The organism is Rhizobium sp. GCM10022189, assembly GCF_042656325.1.
Lineage (GTDB): Bacteria > Pseudomonadota > Alphaproteobacteria > Rhizobiales > Rhizobiaceae > Rhizobium.
Window position 1 is genome coordinate 136,113 of the sequence record NZ_JBHSOR010000056.1, and the last position, 21,033, is coordinate 157,145.

Consider the following 21,033-nt stretch of genomic DNA (forward strand, 5'->3'; position numbering starts at 1 on the left):
CGATGGAGCCAATATCGCGCTGTCATTCCTCTTTGATTAGAGGGAAGTAAGTGGTATCACTTTCAATATTTCCTTGAAGGTGGTGACATGGAAAGCTTGGCGAACCTGGAATCCTTCGTGCGCAGCGCCGAGCTTGGCGGCTTTTCGGCGGCCGCCCGCCGCCTCGGCCTGACGCCGGCGGCCGTCAGCCGCAACGTGGCGGCGCTGGAGGCGAGCCTTAAGCTCAGGCTCTTTCACCGCAGCACGCGCAGCCTGGCGCTGACGGAGGCGGGCGAGCGTTTTCTCCTCTCCGTGCGCGATCATCTGGAGGGCTTGCAGGGGGCGATCGCCGAGATTTCCAGCGAGCAGGCGGAGCCGGCCGGCGTGCTGAAGGTCAGTCTGCCGCCCACTTTCGGTATCGGCCATATCCTGCCGATGCTGCCCGAATTCATGAAGCGCTATCCGCTGGTGCGGCCGGAATGGATATTCGAGAACCGGCCGGCCGATCTCGTTGCCGAAGGCTACGACGCGGCTGTCGGCGGCGGCTTCGACCTTGCCCCGGGTATGGTGGCGCGCACGCTGGCGCCGGCCCATCTGGTGGCGGTGGCCTCGCCCGCCTATATGGCGGGCCGGGTACCGCCGGCCGATCCGGCGGGGCTTTCAGCTTTCGACGGCATCGTCATGAAATCGTTGCGTACCGGGCGCGTCACGCAACGTCAGATGCGCAACGCCGCCGGCGAGGAGCGGCCGGCCGACCTGCAGGCGAAGATCGTCGTCAACGACCCGGCGGCGATGCGGGGTGCTGCCCTTCTCGGCCTCGGGGTGACGCTGCTTGCCAAGCCCGATGCGCTGCCTCATCTCGACAGCGGCGAGCTGATCCGTCTCGTGCCGTCCTGGTATGTCGATGCGGGGCCGATCTCGATCTACTACGCCAGCCGTGCGCTGCTGCCCTTGAAGACGCGGGCGTTCATCGATTTCGTCACCGAAAGCTTCCAGCGTCAGCGGCTGGCCGAGCGTTTCGCCGGCAGCCTGGGGTGAGGCTCTCCGTCCGGCCGCCTGCGAATTTGCAGAGGAGCAGGCGCCGGCGATCCGCTGGGAGGGCGAGGGGGGAGGCGGCCCTTGACGGGCGCGCCCGGCTTGCCCTCAATGCCCGGTCAGCACCAGCGTCTGGACCGGCAGCAATATGGCCTGCATGCGCAGGATCATGGCGTGGACGACGCCGACCGTGTCGATGACGTGCAGGCCGATCGACCGGAACAGGCCGATATCGGGGTCGGCCAGCGCATCGTGGTTGTTGGTATAGGCGTTGGCGATGCAGCTGCTGCCGGGCGGCACGTCGTCCAGACCGCCGGGGTAGAGGGGCTGCAGGAAGACCGTCAGCGTGCCGGGGCTTGCGAGCTGCGCGACGTCGAGCAGCTGGTCGGTCGGGCGCAGCTGGCCGGCGGCGATCACGTCCTGCACCTCGGTGACGACAAGCGGGATGATGGTGAAGGGCTTGCCGACGCAGGTGGCCTCGGCCACCATGCCGGGCTTCATCACCTGCGCCTCGATCTGGCCGAAGCCGGCGATCAGCGTGCCGCGGCCGGCCTCGGCCGGCACCAGGATGCCGGCCGGGCGCAGCATGGTGTTCAGCACATCGCCCTTGCGCAGCGTGAACTGCTGGACGGTGCCGGAAACGCCGGCCCTGACCAGCGTCTTGTCGAGCTCGACCTGGGCGGCGGCAAGGGCTGCCTCGGCGCTCGCCTTCTGCGCCGGCAGGAGAATGTTGAGCTTGGTCTGCAGCGTTTCCTTGTTGGCATAGGCGGCGCTGACCATGCCGCGCTGGCTTTCGACCGTGTTGGTCAGCCGGTCGACCTCGCGGCGGGCCACCGCGTCGTTCTTCAGAAGCTGGGTCTTCATCTGCAATTCGTCGATCGAGACCTGCAGCGCGCCTTCCGCCTGCCGGATCTGGCCGTCGGCGCTGGCAAGCTCGCTCTCGGCCACCTTGGTCTGGGCCTCGACCTCGGCGATCTGCTTGCGGGCCACGTCGAGGGCCGCCTTCTGGGCGGAATCGTCGAGCCGGAAGAGCGGCGCGCCGGCCTCCACCTTCTGGTTGATGCCGACATAGACCTCGTCCACGCGGCCGATGGTTTCCGGCAGGATGGTGACGGTGCGGAAGACGGCGGTCACGCTCTTCGTCGAGGGGTGGAAATAGAAGATCATCGTGATCAGCGAGATGGTGAGGATGAGGCAGGCCGAGATGCCCCAGCGCAGCTCGTACCACATGCTGTAGAGCGTGATCTCGCGGCCGATGCGCTTGTCCTGCACGTAGCGCCGGTAGAGATAATCGGGAAGGATGGTCAGCATCGAGCAGAGCATGAGTTCGAGCATGGTCAGATACCTTCTCCGCGCGGCCCGCTCTTGACGGCCGGCTGGACCGCCTGCGGGCCGGGATGCGACGTGGCCGGACGCGGCGGCTGCGGGTGGACGGCGGCCGCCGGCACCGGCGCGATCGGGGCGCCCGCGACCGGTGCATGAGTGGGCGGGGTATGAGTGACCGGCGCATGGCCGGGCGGCGCATGAGTGGCCGGGGCATGAGTGGCCGACCTGTTGGCGGGTGGCGTATTGGCCGCCGGGATATGGGCTGCCGGGATATGGGCCGCCGGGGCATGGGCCGCCGGAGGATGGGCGGCGGGCGTGCCTGCGGGCGGGGCGGCGATGTCAGGTTCGCCGGCCGTGGTGCCGGGGGCGGCTGCCGTGCCGGCGGGCTGGCCCGGCTCGGGGGCGCCGCTGGCAAGCCGGGCGACGGAGCGAGCGATCGAATAGAGCGGCGTGGCGAAATCGGGAATGCGCACGAGCGCCAGCAGCAGGCCGATGATCCAGTAGATATGGTTATGGGTGAAGAGCGAGATCAGCGCCAGCACGGCGACGATTTCCAGCTGCCCCTTGTTGGCCCGATGGGCGATGCGCTCGGGAACGGCGTGGAGTTGGAAGTAGAAATTGCCGATGGCGAGAACGATGACCAGCAGCATCACGATGACGATGACGAACAGGATGTCGGTTTCGCCCGGCGCGGTGATGAAACCCGGCACATGGCTGGTCAGCGCGGCGTGAGTGGGCTGCGTCGCCGCCTCGTCGGCCGCCGCTGCCGCCCCCGCGGCAAGGGCCGCCGCACCCGCTGCGCCCGCCGCCATCCACCGGCGGCTGCCCCGCCTCATCGTCCTGCCGTCCTGCCCCATGCCCGCGCTCCCCCGATGGCATTTTAGTCTGGGCTTAAGTTTATGCTCTTTATCTGCGGCACGATAGTAGGCAACGATACGTAAGGTAAATGCGGGGGCGGGGCGCGCTTTGCGCGAGTGCAAGACCCGTCGGCAATATCGACGGGTCCTTTGGCGGCCTTGCCCGGTCCGGGCTGACGGCGGCGGGGCCGTCAGTTCGACTTGCCGGCGTCGACTTCCTTATAGGCGGCGTCGAGGAAGCTGGTGTCGATCCACTTGCCGTAATCGACCGAGCCCTTGAGCAGCTTGGCGTCTGCCATGAACTGCTCTTCGCTCTTCAGCGAATCCAACGCTTTGGGCGTGATCTTCGGGTCCTGGTAGAAGACATTGTCCTTGTAGGTTTCGCGCACCGATTTTTCGGAGGACTTGGTTTCGTCGACGAAGATCTTGATCGTCTCTTCCGGATGGGCGTCGGCCCAGCGGGCGGTCTCGATATCGACCTTCAGCAGGCGCTTGACGAGATCGGGATATTTGCGGACGAACGCGCCATTGGCGGAGATGAGGAAGGGGGCGGACCATTCCGGATGCGAGGAGGCATCGAGGATGACGCGGGCCTGGCCGGTCTCGACCAGCTTGGCGGCGACATCGCCGCTTTCGACGACGGCATCGACATCGCCGCGCACCAGCGCCGGGCCGGAGGCATCGAAGGCGAGGTTGAGCGATTCCACGTCACTGAGCGACAGGCCGACGGATTTCAGCGCCTTGGCGAAGGTGGAATGGCGCACCGTGCCGGCGAGATAGGCGACCTTCTTGCCCTTGAGATCGGCGAGCGACCTGATCGGGGAATCCGCCTTCACGATGATTGCCGAGCCGTTGGCCTTCACGAAGCTCGAAAGGCCGATCGCCTTGACGTCGGCGCCGGCGGCCGCGACGCGCAGGGCCGGGTTGTTGCCGGTATAGATGAACTCGACGGCGCCGGTCGCAAGCGCGGTCGTGGCTTCCGAGCCGCCGTTGGTGAAGGCGATGAACTCCACCTTGATGCCGTCCTTTTCGAATTCCCTGGCGAGCGAGCCGCTATGGCGTTCGAGGATGAATTTCAGGTGGCCCGGCGCCGTGCTGCCGATGCGGATGATTTCGGGCTTGTCTTCGGCCAGGGCTGGCGCGCAAAGCGCCGCGCTGGCGAGGGCGAGGGCCGCAAGGCCCGACAGGAGCGTGCGGCGCAGGAGGAATGGGTTGAGGCTTGTCATGTCGTGTTCCCTTCAGAAACGTGGAATTCAGGTGTGGGAGATTTCGGAACTGCCCTTCCAGGCGGTGGCCCAGCGCTCGAACCAGACGAGCAGGTAGTTCACGATGAGGCCGATCGCGGTCATGGTGACGATGCCGGCATACATGTCGGCCGTTTCCATCATCAGCTGCGATTGCTGGATCAGAAATCCGAGGCCGGATTTGGCGGCCAGCATTTCGGCGCCGATGACGGCGAAGATCGAGGATTTGACGGCAAGGCGCATGCCCGAGACGATCGACGGGATGCTCGCCGGCAGGATGACCTTGCGGAACATGTCGAGGTCCGACGTGCCCATGGAGCGGGCGGCCTTGAGCAGCAGCGGATCGACCGACTTGACGCCCGAGATCGTGTTGATGAGCAGGAAGAAGATCGAGGAATAGAAGCAGATGGCGATCTTCGAGGCCTCGCCGATGCCGAGCAGCAGGATGAAGACCGGCAGCAGGGCGAATTGCGAGGTGTTGCGCAGCGTCTGCACCAAGAGGTCGGAGACCTTTTCGAACAGCGTGTAGCGCCCCATGAGGAAGCCGAGCGGCACGGCGACCACGACGGCGAGCAGGAAGCCGATGGCGGCGCGCTCGAGGCTGATGCCGATATTGGCCGACAGCGTGCCGTCGAGCAGCATGGCGTACCAGGCTTCCAGCACTTCGCTGAGCGGCGGGAAGAAGATGCGGTTCAGCCAGCCGAGGCGCGGGGCGATTTCCCAGAGCGCCAGGAAGGCCGCCATCAGCGGCAGGCCATAGGTGAAGGCGCCGAATTCGAGGCGGCGTCTTGCGCGCGCGGGCTTTTCCTTGCGGGAAGCGAGGCTGGCGCCGAAGGCGGGTTTATCGGTAACATAGGCCATGGGCGGTCCTCCCTTCAGTGGGCATAGGCGGGCGAGAGCGCCCAGTCTTTCTGCGCCTTGTTCACTTCGTCGCGCAGCGCCTCCCAGACGCGGCCGCGATGGGCGTTGAACTCGGCGCTGGCTCTGATGTCGCCGTCGCGCGGGCGCGGCAGGTCGATCTCGATGATTTCCTTCACCGTGCCGGGGCGCGCCGTCATGACGACGATGCGGTCGGCGAGGTAGATCGCCTCGTCGATCGAGTGGGTGACGAAGACGACGGTCGTGTTGATCTTTTCCCAGATGCGCAGAAGCTCGGTCTGCAGGATCTCGCGGGTCTGGGCGTCGAGCGCTGCGAAGGGCTCGTCCATGAGCAGGACTTCCGGGTCGGTCGCGAGCGCGCGCGCAATCGCCACGCGCTGCTGCATGCCGCCGGAGAGCTGGTTGGGGAAACGATCCTCGAAGCCCGAGAGGCCGAAGAGGGAGAGGAAGTAGCGCGCCTTTTCGGTGCGCTCGCGCTTGGGCGTGCCGCGGACTTCAAGCGCGTATTCGATATTGGCGAGCGCGGTGCGCCAGGGAAACAGCGCATATTGCTGGAAGACATAACCGGTCTTCGGGTCCGGCCTGACGATGCGCTTGCCGTCGATGCTGACGGCGCCGTCGGAGGCTTCGGTCAGCCCGCCGATAATGTCGAGCAGCACGGACTTGCCGCTGCCGCTCGGGCCGACCAGGGTGATGAACTCGCCCTTGCGGATGGAAAGATCGACGCCGTTCAAGACCGTGACGCGGTCGGAGGGGCGCCCGTCGATCGTAACCGTCTGGCCGGGCTTCAGCTGGAAGGTCTTTCTGATATCGGTGACGGTGATGCGGTCCATGGGCTTCTCCAATTCAGACTTGCGCGACGCGGATGCGGTGGGTCGGATCGAATTGCGATCCGCCGGGCTTGCCGCGTTTCCAGCCAAGCGCGCGGGAATAGCTGCCGAAGAGATTGCGCTCTTCCACTTCCGCTTCGGTGATGGCGAGCGGGCCGTCGGCGCGCTCGGCGACATAGAGCGCGTCGGTCGGACAGTAGATCTCGCAGAGGAAGCAGGTCTGGCAGTCATCCTGGCGGGCAATGACCGGCACGCCGTCGGTCGCGTCGAAGACATTGGCGGGGCAGACCTTCACGCAGATATCGCATTCCACGCAGCGGCTTTCGGAGACGAGTTCGATCATGACGCGATCTCCCGGCGGGCTTCGGGCTGCGCCTCGACGACGATCTCGTCGACGCCGCGCACGGTGATGGAATGGGCGAAGGCCGGATCGCTGCCCTTGAAATCCGAGCGACGGTGCATGCCGCGGCTTTCCTTGCGGGCGAGTGCCGCGGCAAGCGACCAGCGGCCGTGGGCGGCAATGGCGGCCGCCTCACGCGCCTTCAGCCTGTCGAGGCCGGCGCCGGAGAGATGGCTTCTGACATCGGCCCAGAGGGCATCGAGCTTGTCCCGGCTCGCCTGCAGGCGGCTGCCCTCGCGGAAATAGTTCTTCTCTAGCGGCGTGACTTCGGCGCGCACGCTGTCGATGACATCCTTCGGCGTCAGCGAGGATTTTGTCGTGCCGCCGGGGCGCAGGCCCGCCTGGCCGAGCGGGCTGGAATTGGCGCGGAAGGCCTTGTCGCCGCGGCGCTTGCTGTGGGCGGCCGCACCCTGGCCGGACCACCAGCCGCTGGCGATCGCCCAGGAGGAATTGGGTCCGCCGCCGCCTGACGTGGCGCCCGCGAGCGGCTCGCGGCTTGCGGCATCGCCGGCGACATAGAGGCCGGGCACGTCGGTGGCGCAATCCGACGTGGCGATGCGGATGCCGCCGGTGCCGCGCACCGTGCCTTCGGCGCGGAAGGTGACGCGGAACATTTGGCTGAAGGGATCGATCGGCGTGCGGTCATAGGGCACGAAACAGTTCGGCTGGCCGCGGCGCAGCCAGTCCTGCAGGGCGGGTTCGGCCTGATCGAGCACGGCATAGACCGGGGCTTCGATCATGGCTCTGGCGATTTCCCTTTCGCGCTCGCCGATGCCGTTCTGCAGGTGGTTGCCGTCGCTGTCGAGGATCGGGGTGCCATCCTCGCGGAAGAAGGAGGCCCAGCGGAAGGGCAGGCCCTTGTTGAGCGAGGAGCCGTAGGGGGCGAGCGTATATTTGCCGGTGAATTCCATGCCGGAGAGGCCGGCGCCGGCTTCCGCCGCCATCAGGTGGCCGTCGCCGGTCAGCGCCGCAGCACCCAGGATGCGCTCATGGAAGGCGCAGCCGCCCGTTGCCAGCACCACGGCGCCGGCCTCCACGCGCCAGTCGCACTCGCGCTGGCGGTCGATGCCGGCAGCCCCGGTGACGGCCTCGCCATCGAAATAAAGTTCGAGGGCAGGGTGGTGATCGAGAACGGTGATGCCGGCCTTCAGCACCCGGCGGCGCATGAAGGCCATGTAATCGGGGCCGCGCAGGTTGGCGATATAGAGCTTGCCATCCTCGTCATCGGGGAAGGGGTAGCCCCATTCGGCAAGCTTGACGAGGTTCTCATAGGCCTGGTCGACCGTGCGCAGCATCCAGCGCTGGTCGGCGAGATTGGCAGTGCGCTGCCAGCGGCGCTCGACGATCTGGGCGCGGTTTTCGCCCGGCGGCACCAGCCATGTGCCGGTGTTGGACGGAGCCGTCGCGCCGCTCGTGCCGAGATAACCCTTGTCGGCGAGGATGACGCGGGCGCCGTTCTGCGCCGCTGCGAGAGCGGCCCAGGCGCCGGCCGGCCCGCCGCCAAGGACGAGCACGTCCGTCTGCAGATGCAACGGGCCGCTGCCCGCCAGGTCCTTACGCTTCAGCGACATCGGAAAATCTCTAGGTGATGGTAAAAGAGCACGGCAGCAGGAGGGATGCCGTGCCAAGTGATGCGAAATAGCGCGGCAGCCGAAGGGCTGCTGCGCGACCGCATCAGGCAGCGTTTGAGAACCAGGAGGGTTCGTTGCCTGCGGTCCATTTGATGTTGCAGCCGATCGAGGGGGTCTGTTCCGGCGCGGGTTTCGCGCCGGCAAGCACGGCGTCAGCGGCAGCGCGCAGATCCTTGCCGGTGACAGGCTTGCCGTTGCCGGGGCGGGCATCGTCGAACTGGCCGTGATAGGCGAGCCTGCTGGCGCCATCGAAGAGGAAAAGGTCAGGCGTGCAGGCCGCGCCATAGGCCTTTGCGACGGACTGCGCCTCGTCCTTCAGATAGGGGAAAGTGTAGCCGATCGCCTCGGCTTCCTGGCCGACGGCCGCAAGGCTTTCTTCCGGATGCGCCTCGGCATCGTTGCTGTTGATGGCGATGACGCGCAGGCCCTTGGCCTCATAGTCCCGGGCGAAGGCGGCGAGTTCGGTGCGGATCAGCTGCACGAAGGGGCACCGGTTGGAAATGAAGGCCACGAGCAGGGCCGGCGTGCCGTCGAAATCGGAGAGCTTGTGCAGCACGCCCTTCGCATCCGGCAGAATGAAGTCCGCGGCACGGGTGCCGAGCTCGATGGGATTGGAACTGGTCTTGGGCATCATAACCTCCTGATGGCTTCAAATTATATAATCTATAAATTTTATGAAGTTTAAACCGGAGGATATTTGCTTCGGAGAGCCTTTGGGGAAATAGGTTTCTGCCGCTTGGGGCAATTGTGGAAGATTTTTGAGCGGGAGGCGGAGTGGTGGAGGCAGGCGCGGGGCGAACGCAGAGGAGTCGGAATCTCCTCGGCTCAAGAATGAGGACAGGCACAAGGGGTCTCTTCGTAAATGGTCGCAGACTTCTCTTTCAGCCCGCCGACAGCATTACCGTCCGGCACCCTCCAGCCTGTGGCGCATCCAGATGTTCGGCTCCTCGTAGAGCCCGATATCGGCTTCGCGGTCCGCCATCAGCGGCGCCAGCCCGCCTTCCACATGATAGGGGCCGGAGACGGGAAAGCGCAGGCCGGTCCAGACGGTCCACTGTTCCAGCGACGCGCTGACGCGCATCGAACGCGGGGCGATCTTCACGGGGCGGGCGCCGAGCTGCCAGTGTTTGCGCATCCAGGGATCGAAGGGCGCGCCGTCCGGCGTGGTCCAGCCGATATAATCCGCAAAGGATGCCAGCGGATAGGCGGATTTCCTGGTGGGGCGCACGGGGGCGACGAGGGCATCAAGGCCGGCGTCTGCCGCGTGCTTCTTCATGTTCTCGATCAGGCGCTCGGCGAGATCGGAGCCGCGCACCTTCGGTGTTACGACGACGGCGAGCGCGCAAAGGGCATTCGGCCTTTGCCCCGATGCGGCGCCTTCGACGCCGCGGGCGAGAACCGCATCCCATCCATCGTCGGGCAGGGTGGTTTCGTCGTCGATATCGGGCCAGTGGAAGGGAACGCTGTTCGACGTGGCAAGGACGCGTTCGGCGCCATGCCCGTCCGGGCCGAGGACGAGGAACTGGTGGCGGCGCAGCGCGCCCGAAAACAGGCTGTCCCAGTGGCTGGCGATCGCCGCGTCGCCGCCGATGAACTTCGGCCTGACGGCCGCGCCCAGTTCGTCGAAAGCGGGGATGAGGTCCGGCCGCTCCTCGGCGCAGACAAGGGCGATCTCGTTGAAGGCTTCCTTCGTCATGGGCAAACATTCCCGAATCCATCGATGCGAACAGACGCAATCGGCCTCAAGAGAGCGTTGTGCGCAACCTTTTGTTCGATTGCCGAACGCAGGGTCCGCCCAGGACTTATACGCCGCCCGGAGGCCGGGACAAATGGGCTGTGACCGTCATTTCGCCCGCGGACGGAACCGGTCTGGCGTAAGCGCCGGCATTTCGCTTCCGAACCGGCCTGGCTCCGTCGCGGTGACGACGGCAAGGCCGGCCAAAGGCTGGGCTACCCGCCATTCGACGGCAGCATTCACGAGAACCCGCAGGCTGCCGAGGCGCGAAGGGAATTTTCCGGCATTACGGGTATAATCGGTGTTGCGCTCCGACGCTGTCCCAATGCAATCGGTCGTTCCGGCGACAGTTTCGAGCAATAATGGATTTTGGATTGTTCAAACCTTGGAAGTGCGGAGCCGGCCTGCTCGCACGGCCTCTGCCAGGCGCTTTTTCATTTCCAGGAAGAAATCTTTGGGAACGTTTCCGTAGTCACAGCGAGAGGGATCGTTTGGCAATGGCTTGATACGGTCCGAAGGCCACTCAAATCGGTTGACCTCGCTCAGTCGAACGTAATTGATATCCTCATCCAAACCCATTGCTTTGCAGACATCTTCGGGTATCTGCAACGATTGCTCTTCTTCCCCGATATCCGGGTACGAATGTGTAATCGGAACAACCGTGACCATACCTGTCTGACTTGAGGCCAGGACGATGGCACACGGGCGTTCTTTCTTGAAGCGGTCGTTGTGCCAGGTGTCATCGAACCGGATCACCAGACCCGGAGCAGGGTCCGGCAGTTTCACCTGGAGAGCACGCCATATTCCGCGTTCTCAATCTCAGTGAGTAGCTCGTCATCGATCTCGCTTACATGAAGCACCTGCACCTCACGTCGCTTGAGACGGTAAAAATGTTCAAGCTCGTCTGCGCTGATGTAGGCGCCCACGACTCGGTTATGCGACGTGACTTCAATCACTCCGGCCTTATGCACCGCTTCGCGAATTCGTCCAAAGTGACGAGAGAAATCCGATGCGGGGATTCGAAGCACTCCCATAACCTATCTCCTTCATTGAAGCGCAAATTACGTATTTTACTTTGCACGACGGTTCCCAGGCTGCCGGATATGTGGGGCAGGGGCCATCGAACCGCAACAAGGCTTATGGCAAGCGCTCCATAATGCCGGAATTTTTGGGGCGCGGCACGGCGAGCCGGTCAGGGCCGGCAGCTTGGCTGCCTTGCGCCGAAGGCGGGCGTTCTCGCCTCTTTCGAAAGAGGTGTCAGGAGAGCGCCTGGCTCCGGCCGAAGGCGTTTCGCAAGGTCACCGGAGGAATTCGGCCCCCAACCCAGCGCTCTCCTGACGGGAGGATGATGGCAGGCAATGGTTGAGGCGGTGTCCTGCTATTCGCAACGCAATTCCGGACGCAAAGCCGCTGCACACTTTTGCTGGAATTGCCTATCTTTTCAGCCGCCGCGCCAGCAGCGCGCCGGCATCGCCGATGACGATGGCGGGGATCAGGACCAGCGCCATGTCGTTGATGCGCGGCGGCACGTCGATGACGACGAGGGAAAGGCCGAACCAGGGATTGAGGATCTGCACCAGGTAGATCGCCGCCCACCAGAGGCCGAAGGGGATGACGATGAGAAGGCGGCCGAGGCGGGTGGCGCTCCAGCGGTCGGCGGCTTCGGCAACAGCGATATCGCGGGCGGCCTCGATGCCCTTGATTGCCTCGTCGGCGGCGAGCCTCTCGCTGTCGGTCTCGGCGGCCAGTTTCGCCTGATAGGCCGAGAGCAGCGGGGCGGTGAATTTCTCGACGACGCCGCCGAGAAGAAGGTCGGCCAGCCACTTCATTTCGCCCATCCGCAGCGGTGGGCGAGATAGTACCAGCCTTCGGCGATGGCGGCGAGGAGGGCGCCCGACGCCACCTGAAGCGCCATGGCGACATCGGGATCGCGCGCGATCATCTCGCCGAGATCGGGCGCGATCAGCCCGCGGGTGACGAGGATGGCGGCGAGGTAACGCAGGAGAATGCGGATGAAGACGAGGGTCATGTCTGCTGCCCGTGATGGTGATGGAGGGCGGCAGGATGGCCTCTGGATGGTTGGCGGGGTGTAGTCGGGACAAGTGCGGAACTGGCCGGCACATGCCACCAGTCTCCGTTTCGGCGCAAGTGCGCCATCGCGCAAGCTCATCGACGGTTCGGGCTTGGGAAGCGTGTCGCCGTTGGTGCCGCCTGGTGGCGCGCGCGAAGGAGATATCAGTGCCCTGAGTCCTGACCGCCTATTTCTTCCTCGCCCATGCTGTCGTTTGGGGTCGTGGCGGCGGTGGTGCCTTGGCCAGTTCCTCGACAAAGAGCGCAAGCGGCCGGATATTCTCGTTCTGGCTGGCCTCCTCAAGACATGACATGTACCTTTCGCGTCGATCGACAGGCACTACCGTCCACGGCAGTCCGGCTTCAGCCAGCAGCGCATTCATGAGAAAGCGACCGGAGCGTCCGTTTCCGTCCGGAAAGGGATGAATGTAGGTGAAGAGAAAAGGGGCGACGATAGCCTTGGCCCGTGGGTCGGGTTCATCCTCAATGCATTCGAACAGGGCGTCCATTGCATCCGCTATCGCATGTGGTGGCAGGGGCACATGGGAAGAACCTCGCAGATACACGTTGTGACTCCTGTACCCCGCGAGCTTGTGGGCCTCTATGATGCCAGCCTGCACCGATGGTTGGAACATCGCTCTGAACCAGTCCTGATGACGACGAGACAGAAGAGGCCCCGATGGTTCTCCCTCAAGGATCGACCGGATATCCTTTCCCACCTCTTCGAACGCGAGGCGATAGCCCTTGGCAGCCAAGGCGTTCCGGGCATCGGCATCTCCCGCATGTTCCTCGGGATTCCAGGCACCCGACTGAACCCTCTCAATCAGTTCTTCCGACACCTGATAGCCTTCGATCGAAAGCGAGTTTAGAGCATCCGCGACATATCGCTCTTCGATCTCCTCCATGTAGGCGTCGATATCGTTGAACCGCGTGCCTTCCATATCGATGCTATCCAGAGCATCCCGACTCATTTTCGCCCACAGGTTCTTGATGCGGGTGGCCGCAGGTGTCGCTGCTCTTCGTTCATCGAGCAGAGCGTGGCCGCTGTCATCGAACGGGTCGTCTTCACGTACGAGATATCCGGCCGCGCTCATCGTCGACAGGATGTTATCGGCATCGCGGCTCCTTCCAAGATGGCGCAGGGCACCGGCTATCCTTCCGGCCATGGTGCTTCTTGCGCCGGAAAGGAGAACGCGAAGCAGCGATGCGGAACCGCGAATGGAACCAATGACGGCGATCATGTCGGTCGGTCTTGTGGTCCAGCTATTCTTTGCGCTGTTGATGATTGCCTCTTCCTTGGCGAGCACTCGGACGCCATTGTGAACGACGGATTGATCGACTTGCGGAACCCGCAACAAGAAAAGGGACGTGCCGCCCGGCATTGGAAGAACCTGATTGTTGGCTGCGGGACTGCGAACGACAATCTGAGGCACAACGGACCAGTTTTCGGCCCACAAAGTCACCGAGGTTTCCGGCGAGAAGCACCAGTCGCTTCCAAAGCGATCGTCCAGATAGCACCGTACGAATTCCCAGTAGACAGTGCTCCACTCGGAGTCGATCCGGCGCCTGTCGGAAGGTCGGGAATTAACTGCGAGCCAGCCGCGCATTATCTCTTCCACAAATCCCGCATTGGCGAGACGCTCGCGATGAACCCTGCTCAATCGGTCGCTCTTCAGAACCGATCGAGTCCCTTGTTCGGTTGCCCCTCGAAGCTCCCGAAGCGATGAGGCAAGTCGCTCGTTTGGCGGGCGTCCTGACATTTCATAAATCCTGAAGATGCGACGACGGCACTAATCCAGTGTCTTGCTTCAACACTAATTAGGTGTATTTATATCGCACTAATTTGCTGCATTCGCAACGCACTAATCAGATGCTGGCGTCACGCAAGGCGCAATAACCGCGTACCGATTGAAGCTATGTTGCCGAAGACCGATCTCTTCCTGCTTTTTCGGCCGCAGGAGATCCGGTGGCACTTGCTACCTCATTGCGGACAGTTGCGCAGGCGGAATGGCGATTGGCTTTGCGGGGCGGCGCTTGAGGCCGTCGCCTTCGCGCTCGCGCGCGCCTTTCGATTGCGGGTGCCGCTCAAAGAAACCGCGCCAGCGCGCCCGAGGCGATCGCCTTGATCAGCAGGCCGGCCAGCGGCGTCAGCACGATGGCGATGACGGCCCAGAGGGCCTTGCCGATGCGGTTTGCGAGTTTTTCGACGCTGCCTTCGATGCGCACCAGGGCGGCGTTGATATGCGGCTGCTGGGCTTCCAGCGAAACGACGCGTTCCTTCAAGTCGCTGATCCTGCCGAGGAGTTTGTCGAGTTCGTTGCGGGTGGTTTCATCCATGATGCCGATCCTTTTCGGCATCATGGATAAGGCGGGGATGGTTGAGGGCGAAAATCACGCTCCTGCGATCTGCGCAAGGCCGGCGGCCACCTTGCGCGGGATCTCGCCTGCGGGGGATTGCGCCGTGAGGCCGCTGGCGGCGAGGATGGCGTCAATATGCTCCTCGCCGATGCCGAGATCGCCGCGCGGCGGGCGGACGGCCCTTGCCAGCGCGGCCGGCCCGCCGCCGGCGGGCGGGCTTTTCGCGTCGCGGATTGCGGGCAGGCAGGCCATGACGGAATAGGCGGTCTGCCGCGCCAGCAGCGCGGCGTCGCCATCGCCATCGCCGGTGCCGGTGCCGGTGCCGATTGCGGCGGCAAACACCGCGTCCACCATGGCGAGCGCCGTCAGATCCATGGCAAGCGAAGCGCCCTGCCGCGCGGCGCGCGCCGCATCCGCATTGCCGTCACCGGCGGCGGCCTCGAATTTGCCGGCAAGGTGGGCGGTGAGCGCCTTGAAGAGCCGCAGGGTTTCGCTTCTTTCGGCCCGTCGCGGGCGCAGGCCCGATGTCGCCTGCCGGATGCCGGCATCGGCATCGGCAATGGCGCGCGCCTGGTCGGCGCCGGGCTGGCGCTCTGCCTTGTCGTGACAGGCGAGCCACAGGGGCATTTCGACGAGAAAGAATTGCAGCGTTTCGCCAAGCCAGAGCGCTGTCGTCTCCCATGCCGTGCCGCGATCGCCGAGAATGCTGCGCCGGCCGATTTCGGGCGAGCGGTCGGCGAGCCTTCCCGGAAGCTCGGGATCGAAGCCGCTGCGCAGCCCGGCCAGGAAATCGGCCCGGCCGGCGGCGGCGATCATGTCGGTGAGCGGATAGCGGCTGCAGAGCGTTGCGGCGAGTTCCTGCGCCAGGCTTGCCGCGACGGCGTTGTCTTTCGCCAGCCGGGCCGAGCGGCCGACGAGGCCGGCAGCCGTGAGCGCACCGGCGCCGATATCGTTCATCCAGCCCTTCAGGATGGAGCCTTCGAAGAGGCGACCGGCGCGCGCCATGGCGTCCTTCAGCTCCTCGTGCTCCAGCAGGCGCCGCGCATTGGCCAGCGGCTCGCAGAGTTCCAGGTCATGGATGAAATGGTTGACGTGGCGGTGCAGCACGGCAATGTCCGCCGCAAGCGGGCGGCCGGCGCGGGAGCGGCCGTGGCCGGCTGCCGTCGCGGATTTGACGCAGCGGCCGCGGAGCAGCGCCTGCGAAAGCTCCTCCGCCGTTTCGACGCCGTCATAGGCCAGCGGATAATAGCCGCCCCTCAGCGCCTTGCCGGCGATGGTGACGGGGGTCGGCGCCACCCATTGCGGCGTTATACCGGTGAGGCGCTTTTCGCGGGCGGCGATATCGGGCTCGAAGCTTGCCAGATAATCCCAGACGGATTGCACGAAGGCGGCGTCGCGCGCATCGAGGAGGCCAAGCACGGCATCGAGACCGGCTTCGTCGAATGCGCCCTCGATGCGGGCATCCGTCAGGCGGCGGCGGTTCACCTCGTTGCCGGTATTGAGCGCAATGGCGATCGCTTCCCATTTCGACAGGGACTGGCCGAGGGCCGGCAGGTAGCGGGGCTCGTCCATCTGGCGGCGCTCCTGCGGCGAATAGACATCGTAGAGCGCCTGCAGATCGGCGCCGGCCTTCTGCCTGCGCTGCGCCAGCCTTTCCGCGGCGGCCGCAAACGGCGCCTTGAACGCCTGCCAGGCGAAGCCGGCGTCCATATCCGTGAGGGCGGCATCGGCCGCGCGGGCGCGGTGGAAGGGGCGCAGCGCCTCGTCGGTTGCCGGTTTGCGGCTTTTCAGGCCGCGCACCAGGCTGGAAACGGTCTCAGCGAGATCGGCCTTGCGATCGGCATCGACGAGTTTTCCGGCGCGCCGGGCGGCATGCTGGATATTGCCAAGGGCGGCGGCGACGGCGCGCAGGCGTTCGAGCGTGATCTCCTTGTAGGACTGGCGGCCGGAGCCGATCAGCACGCTGTCGGGAATGGCGAGCTCGTTTTCCCGGCCCTCGTCCTTCATGGCCTGCATATAGTCTCTGAGCGCCGCGCGCGGATCGCCCCGGCCCTGCGCCGCGTCTTTCCGCTCGCCGGCGAGGCCGTAGCGGTCGAGCAGGGCATCGACGGCGCCGGCATAATCGATGCGGCCGCCGTCGCGAAGGACGGCCTGCGCGAGGCTTTCGCGGGCGGGGCCGCCTGCGAGGCTTGCCGCCTTGGCCTCGATCTTTTCCACCTCGCCGGCGATTTCGAGGCTTTCGGCATAGGTCGCGTGGTTGAGAAGCTGCCGGCGCCTGGCGGTGATCAGCTTGCCGATGCGCTCGTCTTCCCCGGCCCGCAGGGAAACCTCTCCATCGCCGGTGCCGGGCTTGCGGCTTGCCCTTTCGCGCCACGCCGCATCCTCGCCCAGTTCCTCGCCAAGCCGCACGGCCTCGATGCCGGTGCGCCGGCCGGCGGCGAGGAAACGCGCGCCGTCCATGGCGTCGGCCACTTCCATGCCGGCGGTGGCCGAGCGCGCATAGGCCTTGGCTTCGGCCGCCGTCAGCCCGTCGCCCGAGCCGGCAACCTCGATGAGGGCCGCAAGCTCGGCCGCCAGCCACTCGGCCCGCCGGTCGTTATGCAGGGCGGCGATCGCCCGCTCTTCGGCCGAGCCGTCGATCAGCATGTCGCTGTGGCGCTCCAGCATCACGCGCTCGACTTCAAAGGCAATCGCATCGGCGCGGGCAGGCGCCAGCGTCATGGCCGCCACCAGCTCGTCGCCGGAGCCGAGGCCGAAGAGATCGGCGACGATATCGGGGTCCAGCCCGCCGCGATCGGCATGGAGCGGCTGCCTGCCGCGGGGCAGGGCATCGAGAATGCCGGCGCCGTAGCGCGTCTCCAGCGCTGCCCTGTCGAAGCGGATGTCGCCGGACGGGGCGGGTGTTTGCGCATCCAGCCAGCGCCCGTTCGCCATCCATTCGATGGCGCGGTAGAGGCCGGTGGCGTCGATTTCCTTTTCGACCTCGCGCCGCACGGCCGCCTTTTCCGCCTTGTAGGCTGTCTCGTCCTCGCGCCGCACAGGCTCCATCATCTGCCGCAGCAGGCGGGATTTGGCTTCTTGAGCGGCCAGCGCGCGCAGTTTCAGCAGGCGGTCGTAGCGCGGCTGTGCGAGACCGGCGGCCTCGGCGCTGGCAAAGACGGGCTCTTCGCCGCCGAGATCGGCCTGCGCCATGTCGATCGCGGTGTCGCAGGCCAGCAGGCGGAAGAAGATGGCGGCGACGTCGGGGGCGAGGGGGAAGTCGAGGGCGACGAGGCGGCGGTAGATCGAGGTCAGCCAGTCGCGGAACTGCTCGAAGACGCCACGCATCTGCGGCGAGGGTGCCGTGGCTTCGATGAGGTAGGTTTCGGCGGCCTGCGCAAAGCGCGAGTGCATGGCGGCGTCGATGGCCGCGTCTTTGAGGGGATTGCCGGTGGAACCGTGGTCGAGGGTGGCGAGCACGTCCTTGGCGGTGATCTTGATGTCGGATGCGGTACGGGTGGCATCGGCTGCGATGGCACGGGCGTTTTCGCGCCACCAGTTTTGAAGATGGGTAAGGCTTTCGGTTGCAGGGTGAACGCCGCGCGTCGACATATCCTGCATGATGTCGAGGAAATGGCGGCTTGCTCCAGACAGGATGTCCGAGAGGGCGGATTTGCGGAAGATATCGAGAATGGTCTCACCGCCGGGCGGAATACGGATCGTGTTGTCGCGTGGTGCGAGATACCGATCGAAAAGGCGCAGCGAGGGGGCGGGTGAGGAAGTATCGTTTTCCCTTTCCGGGTTCGCGCTCTGAGCCTGTGTACTAGCGGACTTCATGTCTTCGGAACGATCAATAGAGTTTTTCAAGATAAATCCCTCGGGAAGCCGCTTGCCGGTCAAGACAGCGGATAGCGATTCAGATATTCGTTGAGGCTGAGGCCATCTGCTGCTGCCATTGTGGAATAGAGAGCAGGGTATGTGATGGCGTAACGGCTCGCGGTCTCCTCGGGATATCCAGCAGAATGGGCTTGCGAGGCGAGGTGGCGGTAGACGCGCTTTTCGGCGGCATTATTGGCTAGAGCATATGCAAGAATGCGGTTCGCCTGCCGATCGGCACCTCGTTGGCGAGTGCTGCCCTGCTTGCGAAGCTGCGTTGCCTCTGCCGCGGTTTGAGCGCCGGGCTGAAAGCGCATGTTGTCCATCAGGAACGCATCATGCTTTGAGCCAGCGAAATAGGTGGCGTAGGTGGGCATTGGTATGCGGACATCTGCGCCACTCGCTTTTGCGATAGCCAGATCGTGGCGTGTCATGCCTCGGCTCTCGGCCAACTCGTAAGGGTCGATGCCGGCTGCCGTGAAGTGATCAACGAAAGCATCGGCCGGCACCGAGGGCATGCTGACCAGCGTTCCCCGTGTAGCTGTCGCAACAAAGTCGTGGAAGGTATCGTTTGAACGTGCGCGAGTTTTCGAAGCCTGCGCATAGCGGGAGATTTCGCCGATCGTTTGTCGGGCCAGTTGAACGCCGTCGGGCTGGAGCGCGGAGACCGGGATACCCTTTAGGTCCGGGCCGTGCTTATTCAGGAGCATATCAAGGAGTGTCTTGAGTACCCCAAGAACCCCACCCGCTCTAGCAGTGCCTCCCACTTTGTCGAGCGCCTCCTGGTTCTCGTCATTCAGGTTGAACCGTTTGATCAGGTTCTGCAGCGTTTGCTGGAGTGCCTGCGCGGAGCCTTCCTGAACTGCTTGCTTTAGAAACTCTTGCAGTATGGGATTCTTGGTTACACGCTCGATGATAGGTCCCGCGATCTTACCGGCCGGGATCTTGTCGCTGAAGGCGGTCATACTGTAGAGCATGGCCGCAACCATTTGCTCTTCCTCGGTCTTTCCTGCTTTTCTAGCTGCTGCGGCACCGTCTCCAGCGCCTCGCAGCATTTCCACCGCAAGGCCTGCTCCGGGGCCTAGCGCGCCAGTGGCCGCAATGCCGGCCAAATTGGAGCCGATCATTTCTCCGACCTGGCGACCGAAACTGTTTTCATATCCGGGCGCCGCAGGAAAAAGTGTCTCGCCATAATCCCCAAGCTCTGCACCATAGGTCTGCATGCCTTTGAAGAAGTCCGAGAACATAGGGCTCATACGCTCTCTGGCCTGATCGGGGGTTATTTTTCCCTCCAGGACGCCCCCCAAGATCGCGTTTGCCGTTCGCGGATGCATGAAAAGTGAGTGCTCTTGTATTTGCTTTTTCAAGAGAGCGAGTCCATCCGGCTTTAGGTTGCGCGCGTTGGCAATTCCATCGACCAACGCTTGTTCTTCTGCCGATAGGGGACTGCTGAGAAGCTGGCCAACGCCTTCGAGGAGGCGGCCTGCTTCGGTAACGGCAGTGCTTGCCGTGCCCTTCAAAACTTCGGCGCCGTTCTGGCGGACTACTTCGAGCCCTTCGCGAACCTGTTCTTCAGTCGGTCCTCCCCCAAGCTGTGCCCTTGCATCTTCTGGGGTCGCGCTTCCGTCGAGGATGCCTGACAAAACCGACATGGCAATGGTCGGGTTGAACCAGGTCTGCTTCCAGAGCTTCTCGCGCAACTGACGAAGCTCAGGTTCGGAGCGGAGAGAGCCAGCACGGATGACTTCTTCAATCAGGGCGTCTCTTTCCGGTTCCTCGGCGTCGCCGAGCAGCCATGCCGTGCCATCCAGGATGCGATCTGTGGCGGTGACGGCTCCGTGAGCGACGCCCTGGCTGAAATTTACTATTCTCCCCCATGCTTTTTCGGGTGTTGCCAAGCTGTCTTTGGACGTCAGCATTGTTCTGACTTCGTCCGGCGTCGTCTTTCTTGCGCGCACGGCGTCCAAAGCGATCTTACCTGTGCCGGCGTCGAACCAGGGCTGTAGCCGAATTTCCTCTTCCAGTGCCGGGATCTGATCAGCAGGCGCGTATGCGCTCTTGAGGATCTTGTTGATAAGTTCCTCTCTTCTTTTCTCACTCTCGGCGATGTCTTGCTCTGGCACTAGGGCCGCATCGCTGGCCTCGAGAGGGGTCGGCTGTGGAGCTAGAACAATACCCGTGTCGGTATTTGTCTTGGATTGCGTCAATCCGGGAGCAAACGCTACTGGCTGCGCGACTGGAGGGACGGCTTGTTCTTTTGCGGAAGCAGGCCCCGAGGTGGACGTAGTGCTTTCGGTCCCTACTTCGATAGGCCTGCTTTCCGCCGCATAAGGTGTATTTGCAAGATTGGCGGGTACGACAGGTGGGGCGATTGGTCCCTTAGAGAAGGTTGCCTTAAGCGACGACGGCACGGGAATCGGTGGTGACGAAACCGTCGGTGAGGCCGGTTGCTCGGATGCCTTTGTCAGCAATTTTTCGAGAGACGAGAGGTTGTGAAGATCATCCTCTGCGAGTGGCGTTGCTGTAGCGTTTTCACTTAGCCAGCGTGCCAGACGCGGCGAACTGGAAAGGATTGCCTTGTTGCGCGCGTCATCAGTCTGCTTCTGAAAAAAATCAGGATGCTCGGCAACCAACTGCGGCGGCGGAACGGGTTTTCCCGTGGTTGCCGAAAACTCCCGCGCGAGATTAAGGTTGTTTGCAACCTCGTCTGGATTTTCATCCGAGGATTGAATATAGCTGGCGGCGGCAGCGGCCTGCTGCCGTCGTTTCAGGTCGTCGTAAGGTTGCATGTTATCCATGTCTGTCTCCCGTTCGGCCGAGAGACAGGGGTAGGT

General features: G+C 64.1%; 18 protein-coding genes. 1 reads left to right on the forward strand and 17 read right to left on the reverse strand.

The window, feature by feature from the left end; all coding sequences use genetic code 11:
• Positions 1–87 precede the first annotated feature (87 nt).
• Complete coding sequence (locus tag ACFPWW_RS26895) at positions 88–1,017, forward strand: LysR family transcriptional regulator (RefSeq protein ID WP_112706248.1); 930 nt, start codon at positions 88–90, stop codon at positions 1,015–1,017.
• 105 nt (positions 1,018–1,122) lie between these two features.
• Here ACFPWW_RS26895 and ACFPWW_RS26900 read toward each other — a convergent pair whose 3' ends face one another.
• The 17 genes from ACFPWW_RS26900 to ACFPWW_RS26980 form a co-directional block, all read right to left on the reverse strand.
• Positions 1,123–2,349, reverse strand: a complete 1,227-nt coding sequence (locus ACFPWW_RS26900) for an HlyD family secretion protein (RefSeq protein WP_112566659.1) — start codon at positions 2,347–2,349, stop codon at positions 1,123–1,125.
• Positions 2,350–2,351: 2 nt separating this feature from the next.
• Positions 2,352–3,197, reverse strand: coding sequence for a hypothetical protein (locus tag ACFPWW_RS26905; RefSeq protein ID WP_377314123.1), 846 nt, complete (start codon positions 3,195–3,197; stop codon positions 2,352–2,354).
• A gap of 191 nt (positions 3,198–3,388) precedes the next feature.
• Positions 3,389–4,423: an aliphatic sulfonate ABC transporter substrate-binding protein gene (locus tag ACFPWW_RS26910; RefSeq protein WP_377314125.1), complete on the reverse strand. Its 1,035-nt coding sequence runs from the start codon at positions 4,421–4,423 to the stop codon at positions 3,389–3,391.
• A 27-nt stretch (positions 4,424–4,450) separates the two neighbouring features.
• Positions 4,451–5,302 (reverse strand): ABC transporter permease, encoded by an 852-nt coding sequence (locus ACFPWW_RS26915; protein WP_377314127.1) that lies wholly within the window; start codon positions 5,300–5,302, stop codon positions 4,451–4,453.
• A 14-nt stretch (positions 5,303–5,316) separates the two neighbouring features.
• Positions 5,317–6,153: an ABC transporter ATP-binding protein gene (locus ACFPWW_RS26920; RefSeq protein WP_377314129.1), complete on the reverse strand. Its 837-nt coding sequence runs from the start codon at positions 6,151–6,153 to the stop codon at positions 5,317–5,319.
• A 13-nt stretch (positions 6,154–6,166) separates the two neighbouring features.
• Complete coding sequence (locus ACFPWW_RS26925; protein WP_377314131.1) at positions 6,167–6,493, reverse strand: 4Fe-4S binding protein; 327 nt, start codon at positions 6,491–6,493, stop codon at positions 6,167–6,169.
• Positions 6,490–8,121: an FAD-dependent oxidoreductase gene (locus ACFPWW_RS26930; protein WP_377314133.1), complete on the reverse strand. Its 1,632-nt coding sequence runs from the start codon at positions 8,119–8,121 to the stop codon at positions 6,490–6,492. Before ACFPWW_RS26930 ends, ACFPWW_RS26925 begins: the two co-directional genes overlap by 4 nt.
• Positions 8,122–8,224: 103 nt before the next feature.
• The gene (locus tag ACFPWW_RS26935; RefSeq protein ID WP_377314195.1) at positions 8,225–8,812 is read right to left on the reverse strand and encodes a thioredoxin family protein; all 588 of its coding nucleotides are present in this window, start codon (positions 8,810–8,812) and stop codon (positions 8,225–8,227) included.
• A 267-nt stretch (positions 8,813–9,079) separates the two neighbouring features.
• A complete protein-coding gene (locus tag ACFPWW_RS26940; RefSeq protein ID WP_377314135.1) occupies positions 9,080–9,877 on the reverse strand; it encodes a hypothetical protein in 798 nt (265 codons plus the stop codon).
• A 417-nt stretch (positions 9,878–10,294) separates the two neighbouring features.
• Entirely contained in the window at positions 10,295–10,702 is a 408-nt protein-coding gene (locus ACFPWW_RS26945; protein WP_377314137.1) for a hypothetical protein, read from the reverse strand.
• A complete protein-coding gene (locus ACFPWW_RS26950; protein WP_377314139.1) occupies positions 10,699–10,950 on the reverse strand; it encodes a hypothetical protein in 252 nt (83 codons plus the stop codon). The genes ACFPWW_RS26945 and ACFPWW_RS26950 overlap by 4 nt, the downstream gene beginning before the upstream one ends.
• A gap of 399 nt (positions 10,951–11,349) precedes the next feature.
• On the reverse strand, positions 11,350–11,745 hold the full coding sequence (locus ACFPWW_RS26955) for a hypothetical protein (protein WP_377314141.1): 396 nt from the start codon (positions 11,743–11,745) through the stop codon (positions 11,350–11,352).
• On the reverse strand, positions 11,742–11,945 hold the full coding sequence (locus ACFPWW_RS26960) for a hypothetical protein (RefSeq protein ID WP_112566635.1): 204 nt from the start codon (positions 11,943–11,945) through the stop codon (positions 11,742–11,744). The genes ACFPWW_RS26955 and ACFPWW_RS26960 overlap by 4 nt, the downstream gene beginning before the upstream one ends.
• Positions 11,946–12,174: 229 nt before the next feature.
• The gene (locus tag ACFPWW_RS26965; RefSeq protein WP_377314143.1) at positions 12,175–13,593 is read right to left on the reverse strand and encodes a Fic family protein; all 1,419 of its coding nucleotides are present in this window, start codon (positions 13,591–13,593) and stop codon (positions 12,175–12,177) included.
• Between the two features lie 478 nt (positions 13,594–14,071).
• The gene (locus ACFPWW_RS26970) at positions 14,072–14,323 is read right to left on the reverse strand and encodes a hypothetical protein (protein WP_377314145.1); all 252 of its coding nucleotides are present in this window, start codon (positions 14,321–14,323) and stop codon (positions 14,072–14,074) included.
• A 54-nt stretch (positions 14,324–14,377) separates the two neighbouring features.
• Positions 14,378–18,160 carry a hypothetical protein gene (locus ACFPWW_RS26975; protein WP_377314147.1) on the reverse strand — a complete coding sequence of 1,261 codons (3,783 nt, stop codon included), beginning with the start codon at positions 18,158–18,160 and terminating at the stop codon, positions 14,378–14,380.
• Positions 18,161–18,219: 59 nt separating this feature from the next.
• Entirely contained in the window at positions 18,220–20,997 is a 2,778-nt protein-coding gene (locus ACFPWW_RS26980; RefSeq protein ID WP_377314149.1) for a hypothetical protein, read from the reverse strand.
• Positions 20,998–21,033 lie beyond the last annotated feature (36 nt).